The following is a 22,903-nucleotide window of genomic DNA, read 5'->3' on the forward strand; positions in this document are numbered from 1 at the left end:
ATCAACTACTCATATAACCAATCTTAAAACAACAATAAAAGAAGACATGTGCCACCTAGCATATGTCTTCTTTATTTTAATTTTATTCCTGCATTTTAACTCTTACCTTGCTTTTTCCTTTCAATTCCCCTTCTGACTGTTGGTCTTTTTTTATAAAAAAGGAAAGGATGAGTCCCAGCAATGTAAGGATGGAAATCACCATAAAGGCCACGTTAGCACCGTACATATCTGGATGAGAAATCTCCGTGCGCTGTTTTGCTGTTTCTGCTGTTGTGGTCATAACCGTAACAAGAATCGCGGTGCCTACTGAGGCAGCAATCATTTTCATCGTATTATCCATGGCAGCTCCATGAGGAATTAATTGTTTTGGGAGCTGATTTAACGCAGATGTCGCGACCGGCATCATCACCATCGAAAGACCAAGCATTCTGATTCCGTATAAGACAGTAATATAGGTCATCGTCGTTGATGGTCCTAAACGTGTAAAAGCAAACGAAGCAGCTGTCATAATCGTTAAACCAATCATCACTAACCATCTTGCTCCTATTTTATCAAATACTCTTCCTACAATCGGAGCGCTAAATCCACTAACCAAAGCCCCAGGTAAAAGGGCCAGGCCCGCTTCGAATGCGGAAAATCCGCGCATGTTCTGCATAAACAGCGGGATAATCGTCTCAGCCCCAATTAAACCCATAAAACTGATCATCCCAATAATGATGGCAAACGGAAAAATGGAATACTTAAACACCCCAAATTCAAGCATCGGATGCTTTAAGCGTAACTGTCTGGAAATAAATAATACTAATGAAATTACACCAATTCCTAGAGATAGGATTGTAGTCAAGTTGGTCCATCCGTAATTTCCGGCAGCAGTAAATCCGTAAAGCAGTCCCCCAAAACCAAACGAAGAAAAGATAATAGAAATTACGTCGACCTTTGGTTTTGAGATCTCGGTTACATTTTTTAAGGCAATAAAGGCAATGAGAATATCAATCAGTGCAATTGGTAAAATGATAAAAAACAGAACTCTCCAGGAAAAATGGGATGTTACCCATCCAGACAGGGCTGGGCCAATGGCCGGTGCAAAGGAAATCACGAGCCCGACTAAGCCCATTGCGGAGCCACGGCGATTGACAGGAAATATCATTAAAAATACCGTTTGCATAAGGGGCAGCATGACTCCGGCTCCAATCGACTGGATAACTCGCCCGAGCAATAGCATCTCAAAATTGGGTGCAATCCCCCCTGCCAAGGTACCGACAGCAAAAATACTCATTGCCGATATAAACAGCTGTCTTGTTGTAAACCGCTCCAATAAAAATGCGCTGACGGGAATCATAATTCCGTTCACCAGCATAAAAACGGTTGTCAGCCATTGTGCACTATTGGCGGTTACATTCATTTCATCCATTACCGGAGGAATTGCTGTAATCATCAACGTTTGATTTAAAATAGCAATAAACGTTCCTGCGAGTAGAAGTGCCACGATCGTGGAGTGTTTATTTTTTGATGTCCCCATTCAACCATCCCCCTTATTGAAAATTGCTCTCTTTAAAAAAATACTTTTACAGATTAACTGATTTCCACCTTAATTTCCATTTAATTGCTTCGGTTTTCGAAAAATATTTCACAGGAATATTCATCTTATTTTTAGGCCCTTTGTCCACTCCCAAACGAAAAACTACCTTTATCGTTCTCACATCGACACGGAATTCTTGTTAGCCCTTCCTTGAAGGAATTAGTTTTTTCTTTATCCTTGCAGTAACGAAAAGAAGCATTGGCAAAACAAAACAGATCGTTAAAGAAAAAGGAGTCCAAGCTGCAGCATTATAGGTTTGGTAATGGACGGTACTCGGCTCAGAAAGGATTGCATAAGGAATTAGTAAAAAGGCTAAAGGAAAAAGCAAAATCCGATAATCATTCAACTTCATAATTTGTGCTAAGCCAAGTGAAAGACCATAATAGCAAATCGATAGTTTAAAATAAATTGAAATAATCCAGATGACCGCCACAATCACTTCAATGCGTTCTAAGAAATTTCCAATACTTATTCTTTTACCTAAAACATATGAGGGATATGTTAATCTTGCACACTTTATTTTTAAACGGGGTCGGGATTCGGGTTTTCATCGCTACTCTCCTCAACAAGATTAGTTTTATTTTTTCAAAAAAATGGTATTTTATCCATGAAAATGAAGGAAATCGGGAATCTTCCATTTTGCGGTTTTAGCATTGGGTCACCTAAATTTTACTTTTAGCAAAACATGTTATACTGTTCTATAGATTACAAGATTAGCACTGTTAGGAGAGTATTAAATGAATTACAAGGTTGTCATCTTAGATATTGATGGAACGATTCTTCCCCATGGAAAAACAATCAGTCCTGCCACGTTGGGCGCCATTCAGCAATTAAGAGACAAAAATATAAAAGTTGTTATTGCTACGGGAAGAGCTCCCTATTTTTCAAATTCCATTGTTCATGACACGGGTGTGGATTCCATGGTCTTTTTTAACGGAGCCTATGCCTATCATGAAGGAAAAGAAATCTACAAGAATGCCATTGATAAAGAGGTTTTAGAGAGGGTTCTTTTAATGTCTCATGATTATCAGCACCCTCTTACCTTTTTAGCGGGCACCCATTTTACTGTTACAGACCTGAGTCATCCATTTGTGGTGGAGGCGTACATGAACGATTCGTGGATACTAGAACAGACACCTCCTCAATTTTGGAAGGATCAAGATATTTATCAATTATTCCTTCATTGTGATCTAGAGGATGAGGTATCCTATCAATCGAAGATTCCGGAATTGGATTTCAGAAGGTGGACTTCTGGCGCAAGAACCTGTGATGTGAATTTAACAAAATCTAACAAAGCGGTTGGGGTAACGAAATTATTAGAAAAGCTGGGAATAGCTCCAGATGAAGCAATTGCGTTCGGGGATGGATTAAATGATATCGAAATGCTATCACTCGTAGGAATGGGAGTTGCAATGGGGTCAGCCCGCGATGAAGTAAAACAGGCTGCCAATATGGTCACATTATCTGCTGAAGAAGATGGAGTTCGGTTTGGGTTAGAGCGTCTTGGGTTAATATAGAAAGCAATGCCCTTCATGGATTAATATGAAGGGCATTTGTCTGTCTACCTAATGCATTTAACTTAAGAAGGGTAATTTTTAGTTTGGTTGATGAGTTTTATCCTTCTACCTCCAAACCATTTTCAGATAACCAAGTAATTTTAATTGATTTCTTTATCATTGATGTGAGCGTCTAAGAAAGGTTTGTAGTTTGGTTCTTGCAGTTTTCCTTTTTTATTCAAGATCGTTCCGATAATGAAGTATAACACGAGCATTGGTGCACCGATATAGAATGAGAATCTTGTATCAGAGCTATAAGCTGTATAAATGGCAATAGCCACCAAAACGAATAAGCAGATGATCGTTGGAATCGGATACGTACCCATTTTGAACTTAAGCTTGTCCACAGACCCGCCCTGTGCAGTAAGCCATTTTCTAAAACGATAGTGAGAAAGGAAACTACCGAACCAGCCAAGAAGTGTATTAAAACCGGCGATGGAAATGAGCCAAATGAACACTTTATCAGGTGAAACGAAGTTGGTAATTAGCGAAACCTGTCCAAGGAACAAAGTGAGAAGGACCGCGTTCATTGGAATCCCACGTTTATTTACTTTTGCCAATGCTTTTGGAGCTTTTCCCTCTTTTGATAATGCAACTAGGGTTCTGCTAAGTGCATATACGATAGAGTTTGCCGCGGAAGCCAAAGATGTCAGAATGACGATATTCATGATCGTAGCTGCACCTGGTATACCAGCCAAACCAAACAGTCCCGCATAGCCATTGCTTAAAACGCTTACATTTTCAAAAGGAACAACTAATCCTATAACAGTAACCGAACCAACGTAGAAGATTAAAATCCTAAAGAAAATGGTGTTAATGGCTTTAGGCACATTTTTCTGAGGATTTTTGGTTTCTCCTGCTGCTGTTACAACCGTTTCCACGCCCAGATATGACCATATAACCCCAGTCATCATCAAGATAACCGCAGAAAATCCATTTGGGAACATAGAATGGCTGTTCAAATTGGATAATCCAATAAAGCCTTGTTTTCCAATCACACCAAAAATCATTAAAACTCCAACAATGAGGAAAATGATAATAGCAATCACTTTGATACCGGCAAACCAGTATTCAGCTTCACCGTATGTTTTTACATCGATCATGTTTAATCCCAGAATCAATAAGGAAAGCATGATACAGAATGCAACGGGAGGAATACTCGGGAAAAATTGGTTTAAAATCATCCCCCCGCCAACGATTTCAGCTCCAAGACCGAGAAAGCCGTTGATGCATAAATTCCAGCCAACCATGAAGCCTAAAACCGGATGAACAAACAGACCGGAATAAGTCGTGTACGCACCAGGAATCGGCATGAAGGTGGACATTTCGCCAAGTCCTTTCATTAAAACATAAACTAAAATTCCAATAACTAAATACGCAATAGGACCGCCAAGTGCGCCTGCTTTTGAAACAACATTCCCAGATGCTAGAAAAAGACCTGTTCCGATGGTTCCACCGATGGAAATCATGGTAATATGTCGGGAGCTAAGCCCACGCCTTAATTCATGGCTTTTATTTTCCATATTCGCAAGCCCCTCCCCTTTATTCAATTCTAGTTTCAATACCTTACATCTCCTTTCTCTTACATTCATTACAAAAGGCTTTCCAAATTCTCAGTCTTTTGTATATTTTATATTATATATTTTATTTTTATCCAGTCAATAAAAAAATGACTTTGTCTCAAATGAAACAAAGTCATCTATTTTTTATATTCTTTTATCTACTATCTTTTTAAAATCCTCTATAAATGCTGCTACCTGCTCCTCTTTTGTTGCCCAAGAGGTTACGATGCGAATCGCTGAATAATCTTGATCAACTTTTTCCCAAATGTGAAAGCCATACTTCTTTTCAAGTTCAGCGATCACGGAATTGGGTAAAATCGGAAAGATTTGGTTGGTGGGTGAATCGGTCAAAAATGAAATATTTGCACCATGAATTTCAACCTTTAGTATTTCTGCCATCTTATTGGCATGTGTTGCCAATTCAAAAAACAAATTATCCTGAAATAGTTCCAAAAACTGTATGCCCAAAAGTCGTCCTTTTGCAAGGAGCGCCCCTTTTTGCTTCATATGATATCTAAAATCTTCCTTAAGGGAATCACGACAAATCACTAATGCTTCACCTAAAAGTGCTCCATTCTTCGTTCCGCCAATATAGAATGCATCAACAAGTCCAGGTAAGTCACTTAACTCAAGGTCATTTTCCGAAGAACAAAGAGCGGATCCCAGTCTTGCACCATCCATAAATAAGATTAAATGGTGGCGATTACAGAATTCCCGCAATTGCAGCAATTCATTTTTCTTATAAATGGTCCCTATTTCAGTCGAATTAGATATGTACACGAGTTTTGGTTTCACCATATGTTCATCCGGATGGGAGTCCAATACGGCTTGCAAGTGGAACGAAGTTATTTTTCCATCACTAGATTCTACAGATAGAATTTTGTGTCCGGTTGCCTCAATTGCACCCGTTTCATGTCCCAATATATGACCGGTACTAACCGCGATTGCAGCTTCATGCGGTCGCAGAAATGCTGAAATGGCGATCATATTGGTCTGCGTTCCACCCGATAATAAGTGAACATCTATGTCCGACCGGCCGATTCTATTCTTTATCGATTCAATCGCTTTTCGGGTATAACGATCCTCCCCATACCCTTCTTCCTGCTCGAGGTTTGATTCGATTAGCGCATTTAAAATTCTCGGATGTGCACCCTCACTGTAATCATTTTTAAAGCTGTACATATATTCCCCCCCTTTTCATGTATTCTCATTGTAACATTATTTATTTTATGCTGTAGTTCACCTCTTGAAAAAATATAGGCCTTGCTTTAAAAGTAAAGTCATTGCTTTCCAAAGAAATGGTCAAAATTGATTTTCCAATGAATAGACTTATAGAAAGCATGACCAATTCGCTGAAAAGAGTGATCTTAATGAGGGCCATTACCTTTAAAGCATTTGCCATAACAAATGAAATTGATCTAAACAAAATTGCCATTCATTGCGGTATTCCGAAAAAGTTCACTTGGGAAGAGCCTTTAATCTTGAGGGGAAATATTTTAAAAACCATCCTTGGACAAGAAGTCGAGGAATCGCAAATGGTTCTCGTTTTCTCCTTTGGAAGCGTAGTTTTCATCAATCTAATCGACACCAATGACATGATGGTTTTTTTCCAGTTTTTCCATTCCTTTGAACCTGACATTGATCTAAATCAAACCTACAAATATACGGATGATTACAGCCTTCATGTCCTTAGCACCGAAAACCTTGAATTAACAGACGAATATGTAGTGGTACCTGGCTATGAAAGCTTTTACCCTGAGTTAATTTCTACTGTGCTCGCCAAATCAGTTGCACTTGAAAAAACAGAGGAACAGCTTGGAAAAATCCACGATAAGCTTGAAACGATGATTGACCGGCTCGAAAAAGGAAAGCTGCGGATCGGCAATAAAGAGCTTGCTAGAACAACAGCTAAAATTGTTCGCCATGAGTACAATACCCTTGCATATATCATGATTTTGGATAAGCCCGATATTACCTGGACCAGCAGCACAGCGAATGAATTTTATGATAAAATGATCGAGTTTTTCGAATTAAACGATCGTTATAAAATTCTAAAAAGCAAAACAGACATTTTATATAATATTATGGACGGTTTCTCTACTATCAGCCACTCTATTAGAGGCCTATTTGTCGAATGGATCATCGTGATACTTATTGTGATTGAAATTGCTCTGACCATTTTACAAATTTTCGGCTGGTTTCCGTAAAAATTCATATAAAAAATGCTTATCTTTCAAATCAATCCGTGTGCTGCGCAGGGATCATTAATATTCTTTTCCTATTTAAACTACGTTAATCTTATTTTGGATTATTGCCTTTTTCACTTGAATAATCTGATTTTCCTTCAAGTATCACCCTGTCAATATCAAGATAGGGTTTGCCTACTACTGCATCATTCGACACAATCTTCACCGTTTTATTCACATGTTTTTTCATAAAAATGCCCTCCATTTGCCCTGATTTATAAATACTTCTATTAATTTAAACTTTTTTTTAATGAACTATTCATGGTGCCAGATCCCCACCACTACAACGCTTTAAAGCAATGTGGGGCAGGCACCAATTTTTATCTATACAATTTTATAAAAAATTAATGTAAAATGATTAGAAGTATAAAAGAATGGAAAATAGATGGGGAGATTATTTTGAAAAAATACAAAACCTTATTATTTGATGTTGATGACACATTATTGGATTTTGGTGCGGCAGAAAAAGAAGCATTACGCTTACTTTTTGAGGAACAGAATTTTCCGCTTACATATGAAGTAGTCGATCGTTATAAAAAAATCAATCAAGGACTGTGGACCGCTTTTGAAGAAGGAAAACTTAATCTAGATGGGGTATTGAATTCTCGTTTTTCGATTCTTTTTAAGGAATATGGCCTTGAGGTAGATGGTTCATTATTAGAAAAACAATATCGGAGATTGCTTGCAGAGAGTCATCAACTTGTTCCGGGGGCTCTTGAATTAATTTCCAACCTGCAAAATCATTTTGATTTATTTATTGTCACAAATGGCGTTTCGGAGACTCAATATAAACGCCTCCATGATTCAGGATTTTCATCATTTTTCAAAGATATCTTTGTTTCAGAGGAAACAGGCTTCCAAAAACCAATGCAGGGATTTTTTGATTATGTTTTTGCAAGAATCCCAGATTTCGCATTAGAAGATTGCCTAATTATTGGAGATTCATTAAGTTCTGATATGAAAGGCGGACAGCTTGCCGGAATTTCCACATGCTGGTTCAATCCAAAGTTAAAGCCGAATCATTCTGAGATTATTCCAAGCTATCAAATACAAAAGCTTGATGAGTTATATGAAATTTTAAATTTAACTGCGGTTCATTCATGATTACAAATCTATTAGGATTTACGGGGAGCATTAAAATGCTCCCCTTTTCATTAAAACGGTTAAATCCTCTTTTTCACGTCTTCTCTAATCGATTCAACCATCTCATCCGATATATTTGCCGGTAGGGATGTGCCATTCTCGAACACCCAGCTATTGATGATTTCTAGATCTGCTTTTTTAAATGTTATCCTATACTCTTTATGATTGGAAGAAAATTCTACGGTTACATATTCCTCACTAGCAAAATCATCGTCGATGATCATATCGGTAATTTCATATGGATTCACGAGGTATTCTCCTTCAAACAAATTTTCTCCCCTTTAGGATTTACCTTTCATACCGGATTATTCTATATAAAAAGTGAACCCCTATTATGTATTTGCTTTTATCCAATCAATCAGCTCTGAAATGGCATCCTCCAAATCAACTGCGGACGTACCGTCTTCGGGAATTTCCCCAAGAAACTGATTAAATTCATTCATTCTTTCTGAAAGACCGTTTTTAGATTGTTTTGCGTTTTTCTTCAATACCTTGAATCCATCGTCTTCACCAAGATCATCAACATAAGACCAAACTTCTTGCAGGACGGTTTCTAATTTTTGAACTGAACGATGCAGTTCTTGTAATGTTTCAAGTGTTTTTTCCATTTCTCTCTCTTCCTTTCAAGCAAGTGTTCTCATTATAAGTTTTTATGATTCAAGACGCAAAAATTCTGGTACAAACGGGAATATTAAAATTTAACGCAAAGAAAAGGATAGGAGATCTTGGATGGAAAAGATTCAAAATATAAATTTTACCTCTTTAACGAAGTATATAAACAGGAGCTTTACAAAGCTGCCGCGAATAACAGCTGAATCCGTAGCTTTAGGCATTTTCCTGGCGTTTATCGGTGGTTTTTTAGATGCTTACACCTATGTTAGCAGGGACGGTGTATTTGCGACGTCCCAGACAGGAAACCTTGTTTTGTTAGGGGTAGAGACAGCACAAGGACAATGGGACCAAGGATTTAAACATATTCCTCCTATTCTGGCGTTTGTTCTAGGAGTGGCCGTGGCCGAGGGCTTGAAGCATCCAAAGGTTACAAGAACCTTTCCCTTTCCGGCCCGCACAGTTCTTTTATTGGAGAGCATTGTATTAGTGTTTGTAGGAACTTGGCCTGTTGAAATACCTAATATGTTTGTTACTGTAACAATCGCCTTTGTTGCTTCTGTACAAATTTCATCTTTTCGCACACTCGTAAAATGGCCCTTTAATTCAGCAATGGTTACGGGTAATTTGCGAACAGCTACCCAAGCAGCCTATACCGCTCTAATCCTTCATGACCGCCAAGGACTTATTCAATGTTTCGATTTCACGGTTATTATTCTTTCCTTTTTAGTTGGGGCTTTTACAGGTGCCTTGTCCACAATTCACTATGGCACGAAAGCCATTTGGATTGCTTCTATCGTACTAGTTGGCGCTTTGCTATTTTTACATGCGAATCCAAAAACCTTGCTCCGCAAGGCCAAATAAAAAATGGCAAGATCCGCTCCAGCTATTTTGAAGTATCTTGCCATTCTAACCTATCTTATTTCCCCTCTACTACTTCTTTAAAGATTTCGTAGGACCTCTTTTGTTTTTCAAAATCATAAATATAAGATACAGCCATAATTTCTTGGACATCATATTTTTCCTGGAAGCTAGCTAATTGTTGACGAATTGTCTCTTTGCTGCCTAATAACGCCACATCGGTTCTTTGGCTAGCCATTTCTTTTTCCATAGGTGTCCACAGCTCGTCCATGTTCTCAACTGGAGGCTGTAATGGATTTCGTGTGTTCCGGACAATATTCAAGAAAAATTGATGCATGGTGGTTGACAGAAAGTGTGCCTCTTCATCCGATTCCGCAGCAATTACATTTAAACATACCATCATATATGGCTTATCTAAATAATCTGATGGCTGGAAGCGTGCACGATAAATCGAAATGGCTTCTTCCATATAGGTTGGTGCAAAGTGTGACGCGAACACATATGGCAATCCAAGACTTGCGGCCAAATAGGCGGAGTCTGTAGAAGAACCAAGAATATAAATTGGAATATTGGTCCCGATTCCAGGATATGCTCTTACATAGCTTTGATGTTCTTCAGGCCCAAAATAAGTAAGTAAGGCCTGAACATCATCAGGAAAGGTATAGACCGAATCATTTTTTGAGCGCCTGAGGGCATTAGCCGTCATCATGTCTGTACCTGGTGCCCGGCCAAGTCCCAGTTCGACACGATTTGGATAAATCGTTGCCATTGTACCGAATTGTTCGGCTACAACTAATGGAGAGTGGTTCGGAAGCATAATCCCACCGGAACCGACTCGAATAGTACTGGTATGTTCTAATGTATGTTTGATTAATAAAGAAGTTGCTGAACTGACCAGTGTAGGTGAATTATGATGCTCAGCAATCCAGTATCTTTGGTAACCCATTTTTTCAACCGCTTGTGCGAGATCGACCATTGAATCAATCGCCTGTTTCGAGCTTTGTCCCGCCCGGATTGGAGCTAAATTTAATACGGATAAAGGGATATGAATGTTTTCCATAATCATTTGTCCTTTCATGGTGTAGATGATATTACTATAGTAACAATCCGAATCAAGAAAACAAACTTAAATGCTTATATAGAATATTATCAACTAAAAAACGGAAAGGACTCCTATTTTTGCTTTTTCACACTTTTTATAATACATTAACAGACCCGTCTATCACGGACCACCAGGGATTACCATTGGCATTTGCAGAAGTATTATTTAGAAAAAAGCGAGTAATGAGCGTTTGGACCCTGCCATCGTTCAAGAAAAGTGGATGCATGGCTACTTGATTCCATTTTTTCCGCACCGTGAGCGTTAAAACGGACTGCTTGTAAATTTTAGCACTCTCAATCGGAACGGCTCCATCCCCATCGCCACTGGATTTTGGTGTATCAAAATTAAAGAAATTTTTCACCCCGCCATCAGGGCTTTGAGGCTCTACAATGACTTTGCTTTTTGTGTCTTCACCGACACCGGCAAGAATTAATAATCTTTTCTGCACCTCATCTGGAAGCTCCGTTAAATCTAGCATAGATGGATTATTAATATCCCGAAATTTTCTCAACTGACTAATTCGCTCAAGAAACATTGCTCTGTCATCATTACCGATATTGGATTGCCAATCATCAGGATTACCTAAATCAAATGCCGAGCCGTCTTCAAATACAATGGCATCTTTATAGGTTGGGCATAATTCATATACCGATGGAAACGTCCGGGCGATTTTTCGAAATTCGTCATTTGTATTGAAAAGTGGAAATTCAAAGCCGCCCTCTCCAGCAGTGAGGGAAATTAGCGCCCTAACCGAGCCCATAAACGGACATGCTGCTAAGACGGCATGCTCAATAGACTCATAATTTCCTTTTAAATTGTTCAAATAACAGCTAAACACCATTCCGCCAAGACTATGGCCAATGAAGTTAAATTTTTTTACAGAAAGTTTTTCTTTCAGATATTCTACATAGCTTTCCAAGCGTTTACTATTTTCTTCTGAAGATTTCCTCCAGTCGTACCCAAAAATATATACAGGACTGCCCGTCTTTTTTACAATGATGTGAACAGCTTGGCGGTAAGCCAAATCTTCCACATCACTCCGCTCAATCATTGATTTTGGGTTCACTTCAAAACGGCTATCCCGCTTTAATGCAAGATCATAGATGGTTTCATATTTACTTTGAACAGCTGACCAGATGGTATCGAAATTTAGGGTATTGGTATTGACGAGTTTTGTACCTTGTATACCCGGGATTAAGATCGTAGGGATCATAATTAATTCCTATTCCTCCTTATATTTTGGGAGTTACCAATATATTATATATTTTTTATTCTATGCAGGAACGTGCACTTCCTTTGTCTAAATGTCTATTACGATAAGACTTTTGACAAATTATTTTAATAAAAATTAAATAATTTAGTAAACATGTAATATTTTCAGTATGATACATTAAAATTAGCGTGTAAAATCTGAAAACGATTGAGTGGTCATATGTTAAATTTGAAAGAAGTGACAATTCACCTAAAAGAGGAAGGTATTACCGATAGTGAATTAACGGTTATCCAGTGGATTCTTGAGGGAAAAATAACGGCTAGAAGGGCCAAAAATTTAAAGATCGATTACTTGGTCAATCCCGGTGATTTAGCAGCATTCATTATAGAAAAGAAAATCGAGGAGAAGACGAAGAGGTATGGAGTCGATTTTCAACATTGGGAAAAAACGTTTAAGGAAAACCAAAAATTAAAAGAGGATATTGAGCAATTAAAAAGCTCTGTTCGCATTGAACAAGCTAAAGTCCGTTCTTTGAAAAAAATGTTACAAGCAGAGTATGCTCTTACTGCTGCTCCCCCACTTACATTTAACACCATATTTGGATTAGATGAGGGCGCTGATCCATCCTCGTTAAAAAAGGAATTTAAAAAATTACTCAAATGCCTTCATCCCGATCGTGGCGGCGATGAGCAGCTCTTCAAAATATTTTATGAACACTATGATAAATTAAAGTAGTTTCTTAGGAGGGCACAATCTTAATCGTAATTTTACAATAAAAAAATGATACCTTTACAAAAATGTTATATGCTATTTTTATAAAAGGTTTCAACATTGGAAGGGGTAATCATGATCTTGATGCTATTTAGCAGGATCATGGTGATGACCGTTTGCACCTTACTTAATTACAATTTATGACGATGTTCAGTTAGAGGGTAGAAATTTGTCATATTCAACGGAATTTCTACATATTGTGTAATGTTTAACCTCTTAAATTTTTTGAAAGGTGTTGTTCATTTTGAAAAATAAACGTGTCATGTATCAAGGAAAGAAGTATATCCTTTACCATCAATATTCCACCGACTTTTGCGAAATCCAAGAAGAGAGTTACAAGTTCAATATTCTACTGGTTCATGTGTCCGAACTAACTGAAATTGAATAGTCTTCTTAAATTACATGAACCTTAAAGGTTTGTTCATAGTTTGTTCATTTTTCGGGGGTAAGATATGCATATGGAACGGATAACAACCTTTTCATAACCCCCCTTTTAAAATATATTTTTGTGGATCCGGCAAAGCTGCCGGATATTTTTTTGCAAAAAAACAAGCCCAAATCCAGGCTTGTTTTTATCGGACGATTAAAGTTTTCTTGATTGTGGAGCCGTTTGCTTTCATAATCACAGGATAGCTGCCAGGTTTTGTGCTGGTTCCTACCCTCCATGACCAGGTGATGTAGCCGCCTCTGTTTGCTGTTTTCGCTGTTAACCCTGACGCTTTACTTGGACCTGAGCTGTAGATCACTTGGATGGTACCTTTTGCACCCGGTTTCGTTTTGATTGTTATGGACGCCTGTTGACCATGTTTAACAGTTAATGTTGTACCTGTAACTTTTGTTGAACTGGAAGTGGTTCCTTTAGAACTGCTATTGGTTGTTTTGGTACCGGTAATTCCACAGCCGTTGGTTGAGTATCCATTGCTTCTTGCATAGGAACATGATTTGCTGAGACTGTATCCATTTGATGTTACATATCCTGAAATGCTCCAAATCCCTAATTTTTTAGATTTTGCATAGGATTGGGCACCTTGCAATTCAGAAAGATGGTCGGTATTTGGTTTATAGACATAGGCGACTCTGGCGTAACCTTTTTTCACGACATCTTTGTTATATAAATCTGTTTTTGTGATGTAGACATAGGCTAATAAGCGATGATATTTATCACGTTCATATCCCTTTTTACCGAGCTGTAGATAGATGTGTTTTCCCACCGGAAGCTTACTTTTTGCGTATTTGGCTGCTGTATAGCCGTATGGTTCTACCGGTTTACGAGGATCGACATCTTCCGGTGTATCAATCAATAACATGCGAACCGTTTCATTTTTCCCATTATATTTTACTTGGATGGTATCCCCGTCAATATTCTTTGAAACGGTTGCAGGAACAAGTTTGGGGCTAGTTGTTTTTGCCAAGGTTGTATGAGCGCTGGCGAAGCCAGAGAATATAAGCGAAACTGTTAAAGACAATGAAGCTATTAATTTCCCTTTTTTCAAAATAAATTCCCCCTAAAACTATGTAATCTTTCTATTACATTTCCAAAGTTAATCATAGTGAGAAACATTTCTAATGTAAAGGGATTGTTTATGTCTGCAAAAGAAAAAACAACCATTCTCGGTTGTTTTTCCCTTATATTTATGGTTTTAATTTCATTAGCGAAGGTGTTTTTTTATAATTTAAATAAGAGCATTTCCATTATGCCGGCTGCGGGCGGCTATGCCCATATATGTTAATATAAATTTGTTCAATTTCTTCACCGGTTAAATCGCCTTGTTTCAGCAGTTCCTCCGCAATCATATGGACGAAGTCAGCATGTTCGCGAACTAACTTTTTCACCTCAAGCATCTGGGATTTCAGCAATTCATTAATCTTTGACCGAAGCGCCTTTAGTCCCTCAGCTTGAGATCCTAAAGCGAGCCAGCTAAACAATTCGTCACCCATGCCCACTGCACCTAGGTAAGCACCGGCTAACAAAGTTGCCTGCTGCAAATCCGAGGTAACACCGTTTAATTTTTTTCCAAGGAACTCTTCTTCAGCTGCTCTAGCCGCGAGACACACTTGGATTTCAGCAAGGATTTCATCATCACTTCGATTATATCGTTCATGTGTCGGTTTAGTTGCAGCAAGACCCAGTGCACCGCCTCGTCGGATGATTGTCACCTTCCACACACGTTCGTGTGCCTTCAAAAGATATTGTGCAACCGCGTGACCGGCCTCATGGTATGCAACATTTCGTTTTTCGTCGTCGCTCATAGAACGGAGCGGCTGTTTTAGTCCCCACTCATATGTCTCCATCGCTGCCCGGAAATCCTCGTAACTTGCTAACTGGGCGCCTCGCTGATGTGCGATGACAACAGACTCATTCACGATGTGTTTTATTTGGGCCGGACTGTACCCAATTGTGTCAAGTGCTGCCTTTTCGGCTGTAATGGTTGGATCTTTCCTAACTTTTTGAAGATAATACTCGAAGACGTCGACACGGCCATCAAAATCTGGGGAATCAACCCAAAGCTTGCGGTCAAAACGGCCGGGTCGAAGGAGCGCTTGATCAAGTACGTCTGGGAGATTGGTGGCTCCAATGGTTAATACTGCGGGACGATCTGCTTTCTTGCGTCGGAGACCGAGTGAGCGAAGGAACTTCGCTATTTTTGAGTTGTCAATATTCGGTGGATCCATTTGCAAAAGCAGCTCATTAAGAAGACCGGATCCGCCCATGCCCATTAATCCTCCCATCATTCCTCCTCCGGCCCCGCCAGCCTGCCGGCTCATGCCGATTGCGTCAATTTCGTCAATGAAGATGATGCAAGCGCCGTATACCTTTGACAGCTTCCGAGCTTTCCGATACAGCCCCATCACCTTAAGGTTGCCAACGCCAAAGAACATGTTTTGAAAACTTGGCGCTGAGGCATAGGCGAAAGGAACCTGTGCTTCGTTCGCGATGACTTGAGCCAAATAAGACTTGCCTGTCCCGGGTGGTCCGCAGAGCAGTAATCCCCGGATTGCCTCACCGCCCATTTCTTTGAACTCCTTAACACCTTTAAGCAAGGTAACAATCCGCTTTGCATTTTCTACAATTTCAGGGTTTCCTCGATAATCGTCCCAAGTTGAACCTGTCTCTCCTGGCAGAATCCAATACGTACGACCCCGAGCCAAGAACCAAAAGAGGGCAACAAATTGGATGATCATAAATAGCATTGCAAATAGCAGCTGCAGCAATAAACTAAGAATACTTATTGCAATGTTCCAGGCTGTCGGCCCTCCACTCCAAATCAACACCGTGATCAGGACGAGGGCTGCGGCCCAGAGGATTATTTTACGCCACTTAATCCACCGATAATTCCTCATGGTCTCATATCCTTTACAGAAGATTTAGAATATTCTATGAGGAATTTTCCTATAAGTTGCCTAGAGTCGAGAAAAATCGGGTCGTGCCAGGCACCACCCGATTTTTCTTGTTTCACATTTTTGTTTCACGACTACTTACTGAATTTTCCTTTGATGTCCATTAAATATTTAAGGATTACTCCGAGTCCGCCAATGAAGTAGAAGGTCACGAGGATCCAGCCGCTTGGGTCAATCGGGAACAATGAGATAAGGATATTTAATGGCAATACGAGATAGATAATATCTTTTAAATAATTTAATACAACGGAAGGAGTAAAGGAACCTTTCCAGAAGGATTGGAAAAATCCAATAAGAAAATCAATGATCATGAGTCCAAAAACGCCCCACATTGTATAAAGCAGCCAATCTGAAAGTGCAAATGACATGTTTTATCACCACCTTTACTCCAAAATATGCGGTCTGCAAAGGACAGGTGATGAGGTAATTAATTAATTTTTTTAAATTTTCAGATTAATAATTAGACAAAATACAGCACCTTTTAAAATATCTTTCATGCTTTTTTCATAATTTGTTCATTTTTAGAAAGTAAAATAAAAACATGAAATGAACAAGCTTCTTATTCATTTTCTCCCTTTTAATATATTTTTGTGTGGATCCGACCCGAGTGGTCGGATATTTTTTTGAGCAATTCGAAATGGAACCTTCATATAAAATAGGAAAGCTCCAAACCCACTTTAGGTAGGATTGGAGCTTTTTTAAGTATTATCCCATTACAAGATTGTTCTTCCTCTGTTCAACCAAACCATTCGTAACTATATAGTGGTATTCTTTTTCAAGTTCACATAAATTCCATTCATAAAGATGTTTATTATTTTTCTTGTAAATTCCAAACTTAAGTAGTTCGTCAATCAGGAATTGCCGTTTTTCCTGTCCTGCTTTTCGAAGTAAAATTTTCATTTTTTAAACCTCCTAATTATTAACTGGTTTTTTCGGTGGTTTAGGTTATAGAATTCGAAATGATTTAGCTGTAACTATTGGTATATGGACCAGAATTAGTAAAGAGGTAGAAAAAATCCTGTCAAAAAGCGTTTGTAGGAATAGACCATAATGAATGAATATTTGATGAAAGAAAATCAACTCCCTTCCCATTTGCCATTATAAGGGCTAATTGAAAAGGGAATTGTCGATATCTGCCATATGGACACACACTTAACGAAATTGTTAAATTCTTATAATATAAGTAAGATAAATAAATTTTCGGTAACATTAGGATTTATCTTAGCTCGGTCCCCTATTCTATATTCCCCATTACCGCTTTCTCAAACCTATTTGGGTGATTTTCAAGGTGTGTTGGAAGGTAATTGTGTGAAGTAGAAATTATTTTTAACAAGTTTGTTATACTGTAGAAAGAACAGGCCATTATAGGAGGATTTAATGAGGAAAAGAATGCTTATATCTGCAGTTATCTTACTTGTACTTTTTCTAACATTCTATGGTACATACAAATTAATGAATTCACGGACTTACCAGGTATTTGGTGGTATTACAGACCATGTTAAAACCAATAAAAAGGTGGTAGCTCTTACCTTTGATGATGGTCCTACAGGGAATGTGGACAATATATTGCCCCTTCTCGATCAGTACGATGCTAAAGCAACCTTTTTCCTCATTGGAAATGAATTACGACAGCATCCAGAACAGGGGCTGAAAATTGCAGAAGCGGGACATCAAATCGGCAATCACACCTATTCACATAAAAGGATGATTTTCAAAAGCCCTGATTATATTAAGAGAGAAATTGAACAAACAGATATGTTGATTCGCAAGACTGGATATAAGGGAGAAATCGATGTTCGTCCGCCAAATGGAAAAAAACTTGTCGGACTTCCCTTTTATTTGAAGAAGCATCATAGGGATACTATCACATGGAACCTAGAACCGGACACCTATTATACCTCTATTAAGGATAAAGTGACCTATGTAAAACAGAATATCAAACCAGGTTCCATCATACTCCTTCATCCCATGTACGACCAAACCGGAAACGAACAAAAAACCATTGAGGGTATCTTAAAAGAATTAACAGAAAAAGGATATAAATTTGTTACAGTAAATGAACTACAAAACGAGTTTTAAATTCGACAAAAATCGGGTGGTGCCAGGCACCACCCGATTTTTCTTGTTTCACAGAATGTTCCATACGAAGCTATACACCGCGCTTATTCCCCCACAGCAATGTGTGCAATTGAGGTAGAACTTTTACGTTGTTAAAGTCTGAATCAGACATGACTTTATCCACGAGGAGCTCATATTTTTTTAGTAGATGCATTAGCAGTGCTTGATTGTCAAAGGTGTTGATATCATCATTTCCTACCGACAAGAAGAAAGGAACATTTGGGTAGCGTTGGTGAACGTTTTTGGCATATTCATAATCACGATCATCGAAAATCACAACTTTGAGACTTACATTATGGGAGGAATCCTTCAAATTCTCAATGATCTGGTCTAGTACTGTAAAGTCTGTTACCATCTTCGAACTTGGCGGTTTTGGAGAAATGGTAAGTTCATCAATCTCCAGGAACCAATCCTGCCACTTACTGCCTTGCGTTTCGAGACCAATTTTAATCTCATTTTCTTTAAAAATCTTAATCAATGAATCCAAGTTTTTAAGTAGCGCCGGGTTTCCCCCTGAAATCGTAACAAACGAAAAACGTTCACCGCCAATTTCCTTTAGCTCCTGCCAAACTTCTTCTGCTTCCATCATCCGAATATCATTTTTTCCGGAACCGTCCCAGGTAAAGGCAGAGTCACACCAGCTGCAGGAATAATCGCATCCGGCCGTTCTGACAAACATCGTTTTTTGGCCAATCACAGCTCCCTCGCCTTGAATCGTTGGTCCGAAAATTTCCAGTACGGGTAGTTTAGTCAAGTTCCATCCACTCCCGTCTTGCTTCCGCATAGCTTGTCGGCGTTTCAAAAAGTCGCACAAACTCGACTCTTGCACCTTGATACCTTTGCTGTCTTTCTTCCTTTAAAAGTGCCTCAGCCATTTTTTCATAAATCCAGACAACCATGTTTTCCGCGGTAGTATTCATCGGTGGTAGCGTTTCATTTAAATAGCGGTGATCTAGAAAAATTTCGATCTCATTTTTCCAAATCTCTTTAATATCACCAAAATCAATCATGAGACCACGATCATCGACAAATCCGCTCAATCCAAAGATCACCTTATACGTATGACCATGAAGGTTTTTGCATTTCCCTTCATAGTTATGGAGATGGTGCGCGGCATCAAAGGTAAATTCCTTGCTGACGAGGACTCTTTTAGCATGATATTTTAATTGATTTGGCTGAATATCTTCGTTGATTTTTTGGAGTTTATCCACGATTCGAAAACCATACATGTGATTATAACTCCTTTCGTGTGCTTAAATATTGATCTAGTCCGTTTTTTCGTAACTTACATGCCGGGCATTCACCGCAGCCATCTGCGATAATACCGTTATAACAAGTTAATGTTTTTTCTCTGACAAAGTCCAAAGCACCAAGTTCATCTGCCAACTGCCATGTTTCCGCTTTGTCGATCCACATTAAGGGCGTATGAATCACAAATTGTTGATCCATAGACAGGTTTAAGGTAACATTTAATGATTTAATAAACACATCACGGCAATCCGGGTAACCGCTGAAATCCGTCTCACATACACCGGTTACAATATGTTTTGCTCCTACTTGACTCGCTAGTACACCGGCAAAGGACATAAATAAAAGGTTTCGACCTGGAACAAATGTATTCGGCAGTCCCCCATCCTCGCCCTCTTTCACTTCAATATCATCCCTCGTTAATGCGTTGGGAGCAAGCTGGTTTAATAATGACATATCTAAAATATGATGTTTCACACCAAGTTCATTCGCAATATTTTTGGCACACTCAATTTCTGCTTTGTGCCTTTGATTATAATTAAACGTTACGGCAATCACTTCTTCAAAACGTTCTAAGGCCCAGAATAAACATGTCGTACTATCCTGCCCGCCGCTAAAAACAACAACTGCTTTATCTTTTTTCACGTTAAACTCTCTCCTTTAAATTCGAAAAGCGCAAGGCGCCCGTTTATCGGCGACAAGCATAAGACGAGCCGGCAGGAAGGTTGTTTTTTAACCTTCATGACGGATTGGCTGTAGACCAAAGAGCCGATGGCGCCTGGAGCTAGACAATAAAAAAACAGACCCACTAAAGAAAGCAGACCCGTTTTCCTTAGTTTTTTTAAAGAGGGGTGCTAGAACCTCTACCGCCGTTTGCGGATTTGTATATATAATTAATCACCAAATAATATTACTATTTTTTACGTTGGCTGTCACTACCCGAAATTTTGGATTCGACAAAATGTTCCACAAACAATTTAAATATGATGATACGGAAAGCGGACGACGACGGTTGTTCCTTTTCCAATGGAACTGATAAACTGGATGGTTCCGTTGTATTTTTCGACGATGTTGTAACAGATCATTAGTCCTAGTCCTGTGCCCTTGCTTTTTAGTGAATAAAAAGGGGTCCCGAGTGATTTGATTACTTCTTCTGACATTCCGCTTCCTTGATCGGTGATTTGGATTTCGACTTCATTTTTCACTTTTTCGGTCTTAACATGGACAGTATCTCCTACTTTTGAAGCTTCAATTGCATTTTTAATAAGGTTAATCACCAGTTGTTTAAACTCAATGACATTTACGGCTATCAAACAATCTTCTACCACCTTTAACTCAATTTGATTATCGTGTAAAAGACCGTATGATTTGAGTAGATCTGTCACGCTTTGAAGAACGATGGCAACATCGACGGTTTCCATCCTTTTATCCTTATCCGGTTTAGCTATCGTTAAAAATTGTGAGATAACTTGTTCCGCTGTATTGATTTCATCAATCATAAGAGAAAAATTCTTTTTCATCCCCTCATTAAGTGATACATCGTTTTCAAATAATTGTAAGAAGCCTTTTACAACCGTTAGTGGATTCCTTATTTCATGCGCAACCGCCGCAGCTAACTGCCCAGTAGTCTTCAAGCGCTCTGTCTGCTGGATTTGTTCATAATACATTTGCTGTTTTTTAATGCGAGCAGAAGATAAATAAAAAATAAAAAATAACATTACCTGACTGGCAATAAAATTCATCAAATTTCCGGGTAAATCCATTTTAATATAAGAATAAAATGATGTTTGCTTATTTAATGAAATAAAACTAAAAAGCAGTAAAATAAGTATGCTGTTTAAAACTAAAGAAAAATAAAAGAGCTTTGAATCAAAAAATAATATGGAGATTGCTGGAATGAAACATAAAAAGATAAATGTTGACCACGTTTCACTATATAAAAAGAACAGCGTGTAAAAATAAGCTGCACATATCAAAATAATGATGATTCGAAAAAGATGTGTTTCATGTTTTGGATATAAAACTAAACAAATGGATAATAATGCAACAAGGATTATATGTAAGATCATTCCCGCTCCAAAGTGATGGTAATGTGGGTTCACAACGAATAATCCCATAATCATAAGGAAAATGATGATGGAGGTAAATAAATAGTAAGATTTTTGAGTGATTAAACTGTAAAACTGCTTCATGCATACACACCTTTTTTAGTGTAAAAATTTTTCAAAAGCTGTTATTATTCTAACAAAATTCCAGTATTTATAAAACTTCTATTTTTCTTCAATGCCGAACAAGTCCTTCCTCATGAATATTCCCACGCTAGAGCTTTTTAGAATATGAAACGAAGCTCCTATGGTATCATGGTACTATCTCATCTGATTTTTATAATAGATTGAAGGGTTTTATTTGAATATGAATAAAAATAGCAAAAAGGTTCGTTTTTCCCTTTCACTAATAATAGCTATGATCGGTGGCATCTTATTCTCTATTATCCATACACCAATTCCTTGGCTTCTCGGGCCGATGGTTGCCATATTTATTGGTGCTCGATTTGGAAAAATTCAATTGTATTGGCCCAGTGAGGTGCGGAACGCTGGTTTGATTATTGTTGGTTATTCTATCGGTTTATCGTTTACTACAAGTGCGCTTCTTCAGATTTTGAAACAATTGCCCACCATGCTGCTAATGACCGTTTTACTTGTTGCATTTTGCGCCGGCATTGCTTTTGTGGTTTCAAAATTAACTGGTGTTGACTATCCAACGGTTTTGACAGGAAGTATTCCCGGAGGACTGTCACAAATGATTATCTTTGCCGAAGAAGTAAAGGGAATTGACATTACAACGGTGACATTCCTTCAGGTTGCAAGGCTCATGATGATTATCTTCTTTGTGCCGTTTCTGATTTTTGGACCGTTTTTTCGGAGTACAGCTCTTAGCTCTACTGGGACCCTGATTCATGCCGTCCAAACTGCCAATACATCAATTGTTTGGCTTGCAATCCTTTGTATCATTTGTGCATTTCTCGCAAAAAAACTAAAGTTCCCTACTCCCTTTTTACTGGGACCAATTTTAGGAACGGCAATTGTCAATATTTCCGGCTTGCATGGTCCTGCACTGCCTGCATCGATTTTGGACCTATCTCAATTTTTGATTGGCGGTTATATCGGCTTATTATTAAAGCCGGAAAAACTTCAGCATAAGGCCAGAGTGATTACACTCGCATTAATAAGCGGGATGGTGATGATTTTAGGTTCGTTAGGCCTAAGCCTCCTGCTCGTTTTTCAAGAACATATTACAGCATCCACCAGCTTTTTAAGCGTAGCTCCTGGCGGGATGGATCAAATGGGAATCCTTGCCCATGAGGTTCATGCTGATTTATCGATGGTTACTGGATTCCAATTATTTCGGTTGTTTTTTATCTATTTTGCGGTTCCCCCGCTATTGCGCCTGTTTTTTAAAATAGGCATGAGAAAAACGGCCCGTACTTTGTAAGATT

General features: G+C 38.6%; 24 protein-coding genes and 1 riboswitch. Of the genes, 7 read left to right on the plus strand and 17 right to left on the minus strand.

Annotated elements, in window-relative coordinates:
* Positions 1-82: 82 nt before the first annotated feature.
* Positions 83-1,519: an MDR family MFS transporter gene (locus ACFQZ9_RS04120; RefSeq protein ID WP_498942428.1), complete on the minus strand. Its 1,437-nt coding sequence runs from the start codon at positions 1,517-1,519 to the stop codon at positions 83-85.
* A 199-nt stretch (positions 1,520-1,718) separates the two neighbouring features.
* The gene (locus ACFQZ9_RS04125; protein ID WP_498942602.1) at positions 1,719-2,099 is read right to left on the minus strand and encodes an SLC5/6 family protein; all 381 of its coding nucleotides are present in this window, start codon (positions 2,097-2,099) and stop codon (positions 1,719-1,721) included.
* Between the two features lie 217 nt (positions 2,100-2,316).
* On the opposite strand from ACFQZ9_RS04125, the gene ACFQZ9_RS04130 reads away from it, so the two are divergent.
* Positions 2,317-3,096 (plus strand): HAD family hydrolase, encoded by a 780-nt coding sequence (locus ACFQZ9_RS04130; RefSeq protein ID WP_498942429.1) that lies wholly within the window; start codon positions 2,317-2,319, stop codon positions 3,094-3,096.
* Positions 3,097-3,236: 140 nt separating this feature from the next.
* Here ACFQZ9_RS04130 and ACFQZ9_RS04135 read toward each other — a convergent pair whose 3' ends face one another.
* Complete coding sequence (locus ACFQZ9_RS04135; RefSeq protein WP_498942430.1) at positions 3,237-4,697, minus strand: amino acid permease; 1,461 nt, start codon at positions 4,695-4,697, stop codon at positions 3,237-3,239.
* A gap of 144 nt (positions 4,698-4,841) precedes the next feature.
* Positions 4,842-5,879, minus strand: coding sequence for a threonine aldolase family protein (locus ACFQZ9_RS04140; protein WP_498942431.1), 1,038 nt, complete (start codon positions 5,877-5,879; stop codon positions 4,842-4,844).
* 188 nt (positions 5,880-6,067) lie between these two features.
* Here ACFQZ9_RS04140 and ACFQZ9_RS04145 point away from each other — a divergent pair, with 188 nt between their 5' ends.
* Positions 6,068-6,904 (plus strand): RMD1 family protein, encoded by an 837-nt coding sequence (locus ACFQZ9_RS04145; RefSeq protein WP_498942432.1) that lies wholly within the window; start codon positions 6,068-6,070, stop codon positions 6,902-6,904.
* Between the two features lie 91 nt (positions 6,905-6,995).
* Here ACFQZ9_RS04145 and ACFQZ9_RS04150 read toward each other — a convergent pair whose 3' ends face one another.
* Positions 6,996-7,133 (minus strand): hypothetical protein, encoded by a 138-nt coding sequence (locus ACFQZ9_RS04150; RefSeq protein WP_498942433.1) that lies wholly within the window; start codon positions 7,131-7,133, stop codon positions 6,996-6,998.
* A gap of 209 nt (positions 7,134-7,342) precedes the next feature.
* Between ACFQZ9_RS04150 and ACFQZ9_RS04155 the strand changes: the two genes are divergently transcribed.
* The gene (locus ACFQZ9_RS04155) at positions 7,343-8,047 is read left to right on the plus strand and encodes a YjjG family noncanonical pyrimidine nucleotidase (RefSeq protein WP_498942434.1); all 705 of its coding nucleotides are present in this window, start codon (positions 7,343-7,345) and stop codon (positions 8,045-8,047) included.
* Positions 8,048-8,106: 59 nt separating this feature from the next.
* Here ACFQZ9_RS04155 and ACFQZ9_RS04160 read toward each other — a convergent pair whose 3' ends face one another.
* On the minus strand, positions 8,107-8,334 hold the full coding sequence (locus ACFQZ9_RS04160; protein WP_498942435.1) for a hypothetical protein: 228 nt from the start codon (positions 8,332-8,334) through the stop codon (positions 8,107-8,109).
* Positions 8,335-8,418: 84 nt separating this feature from the next.
* Positions 8,419-8,694, minus strand: a complete 276-nt coding sequence (locus ACFQZ9_RS04165) for a hypothetical protein (RefSeq protein ID WP_198310001.1) — start codon at positions 8,692-8,694, stop codon at positions 8,419-8,421.
* 121 nt (positions 8,695-8,815) lie between these two features.
* Here ACFQZ9_RS04165 and ACFQZ9_RS04170 point away from each other — a divergent pair, with 121 nt between their 5' ends.
* A complete protein-coding gene (locus ACFQZ9_RS04170) occupies positions 8,816-9,559 on the plus strand; it encodes a YoaK family protein (RefSeq protein WP_498942436.1) in 744 nt (247 codons plus the stop codon).
* Between the two features lie 55 nt (positions 9,560-9,614).
* On the opposite strand, the gene ACFQZ9_RS04175 is transcribed toward ACFQZ9_RS04170, so the two are convergent.
* Complete coding sequence (locus ACFQZ9_RS04175) at positions 9,615-10,616, minus strand: LLM class flavin-dependent oxidoreductase (protein ID WP_498942437.1); 1,002 nt, start codon at positions 10,614-10,616, stop codon at positions 9,615-9,617.
* Positions 10,617-10,752: 136 nt separating this feature from the next.
* On the minus strand, positions 10,753-11,871 hold the full coding sequence (locus ACFQZ9_RS04180) for an alpha/beta hydrolase family protein (protein WP_498942438.1): 1,119 nt from the start codon (positions 11,869-11,871) through the stop codon (positions 10,753-10,755).
* Between the two features lie 219 nt (positions 11,872-12,090).
* On the opposite strand from ACFQZ9_RS04180, the gene ACFQZ9_RS04185 reads away from it, so the two are divergent.
* Positions 12,091-12,606: a J domain-containing protein gene (locus ACFQZ9_RS04185; RefSeq protein ID WP_198309997.1), complete on the plus strand. Its 516-nt coding sequence runs from the start codon at positions 12,091-12,093 to the stop codon at positions 12,604-12,606.
* A gap of 608 nt (positions 12,607-13,214) precedes the next feature.
* Here the strand turns inward: ACFQZ9_RS04185 and ACFQZ9_RS04190 are convergent.
* The 4 genes from ACFQZ9_RS04190 to ACFQZ9_RS04205 form a co-directional block, all read right to left on the minus strand.
* Positions 13,215-14,135, minus strand: coding sequence for a thermonuclease family protein (locus ACFQZ9_RS04190; protein ID WP_498942439.1), 921 nt, complete (start codon positions 14,133-14,135; stop codon positions 13,215-13,217).
* 199 nt (positions 14,136-14,334) lie between these two features.
* Positions 14,335-15,984 carry an FtsH/Yme1/Tma family ATP-dependent metallopeptidase gene (locus ACFQZ9_RS04195; RefSeq protein WP_498942440.1) on the minus strand — a complete coding sequence of 550 codons (1,650 nt, stop codon included), beginning with the start codon at positions 15,982-15,984 and terminating at the stop codon, positions 14,335-14,337.
* Between the two features lie 131 nt (positions 15,985-16,115).
* Positions 16,116-16,409, minus strand: a complete 294-nt coding sequence (locus tag ACFQZ9_RS04200; protein WP_498942441.1) for a hypothetical protein — start codon at positions 16,407-16,409, stop codon at positions 16,116-16,118.
* 337 nt (positions 16,410-16,746) lie between these two features.
* Positions 16,747-16,941, minus strand: coding sequence for a Fur-regulated basic protein FbpA (locus ACFQZ9_RS04205; RefSeq protein WP_198309993.1), 195 nt, complete (start codon positions 16,939-16,941; stop codon positions 16,747-16,749).
* A 477-nt stretch (positions 16,942-17,418) separates the two neighbouring features.
* Here ACFQZ9_RS04205 and ACFQZ9_RS04210 point away from each other — a divergent pair, with 477 nt between their 5' ends.
* Complete coding sequence (locus ACFQZ9_RS04210) at positions 17,419-18,120, plus strand: polysaccharide deacetylase family protein (RefSeq protein WP_198309992.1); 702 nt, start codon at positions 17,419-17,421, stop codon at positions 18,118-18,120.
* A 70-nt stretch (positions 18,121-18,190) separates the two neighbouring features.
* Here the strand turns inward: ACFQZ9_RS04210 and queE are convergent, their stop codons facing one another.
* The 4 genes from queE to ACFQZ9_RS04230 form a co-directional block, all read right to left on the minus strand.
* Complete coding sequence (gene queE, locus ACFQZ9_RS04215; RefSeq protein ID WP_498942442.1) at positions 18,191-18,913, minus strand: 7-carboxy-7-deazaguanine synthase QueE; 723 nt, start codon at positions 18,911-18,913, stop codon at positions 18,191-18,193.
* The gene (queD, locus tag ACFQZ9_RS04220; RefSeq protein ID WP_198309990.1) at positions 18,906-19,388 is read right to left on the minus strand and encodes a 6-carboxytetrahydropterin synthase QueD; all 483 of its coding nucleotides are present in this window, start codon (positions 19,386-19,388) and stop codon (positions 18,906-18,908) included. The genes queE and queD overlap by 8 nt, the downstream gene beginning before the upstream one ends.
* A gap of 4 nt (positions 19,389-19,392) precedes the next feature.
* Complete coding sequence (queC, locus tag ACFQZ9_RS04225) at positions 19,393-20,052, minus strand: 7-cyano-7-deazaguanine synthase QueC (RefSeq protein ID WP_198309989.1); 660 nt, start codon at positions 20,050-20,052, stop codon at positions 19,393-19,395.
* A 181-nt stretch (positions 20,053-20,233) separates the two neighbouring features.
* Positions 20,234-20,277, minus strand: a riboswitch (PreQ1 riboswitch).
* A gap of 107 nt (positions 20,278-20,384) precedes the next feature.
* Positions 20,385-21,599: an ATP-binding protein gene (locus ACFQZ9_RS04230; protein ID WP_198309988.1), complete on the minus strand. Its 1,215-nt coding sequence runs from the start codon at positions 21,597-21,599 to the stop codon at positions 20,385-20,387.
* Between the two features lie 220 nt (positions 21,600-21,819).
* Between ACFQZ9_RS04230 and ACFQZ9_RS04235 the strand changes: the two genes are divergently transcribed.
* The gene (locus ACFQZ9_RS04235) at positions 21,820-22,899 is read left to right on the plus strand and encodes an AbrB family transcriptional regulator (protein WP_498942603.1); all 1,080 of its coding nucleotides are present in this window, start codon (positions 21,820-21,822) and stop codon (positions 22,897-22,899) included.
* Positions 22,900-22,903 lie beyond the last annotated feature (4 nt).

The organism is Neobacillus sp. GCM10027624, assembly GCF_042675345.1.
Taxonomy (GTDB): Bacteria; Bacillota; Bacilli; order Bacillales; family Cytobacillaceae; genus Neobacillus; species Neobacillus cucumis_D.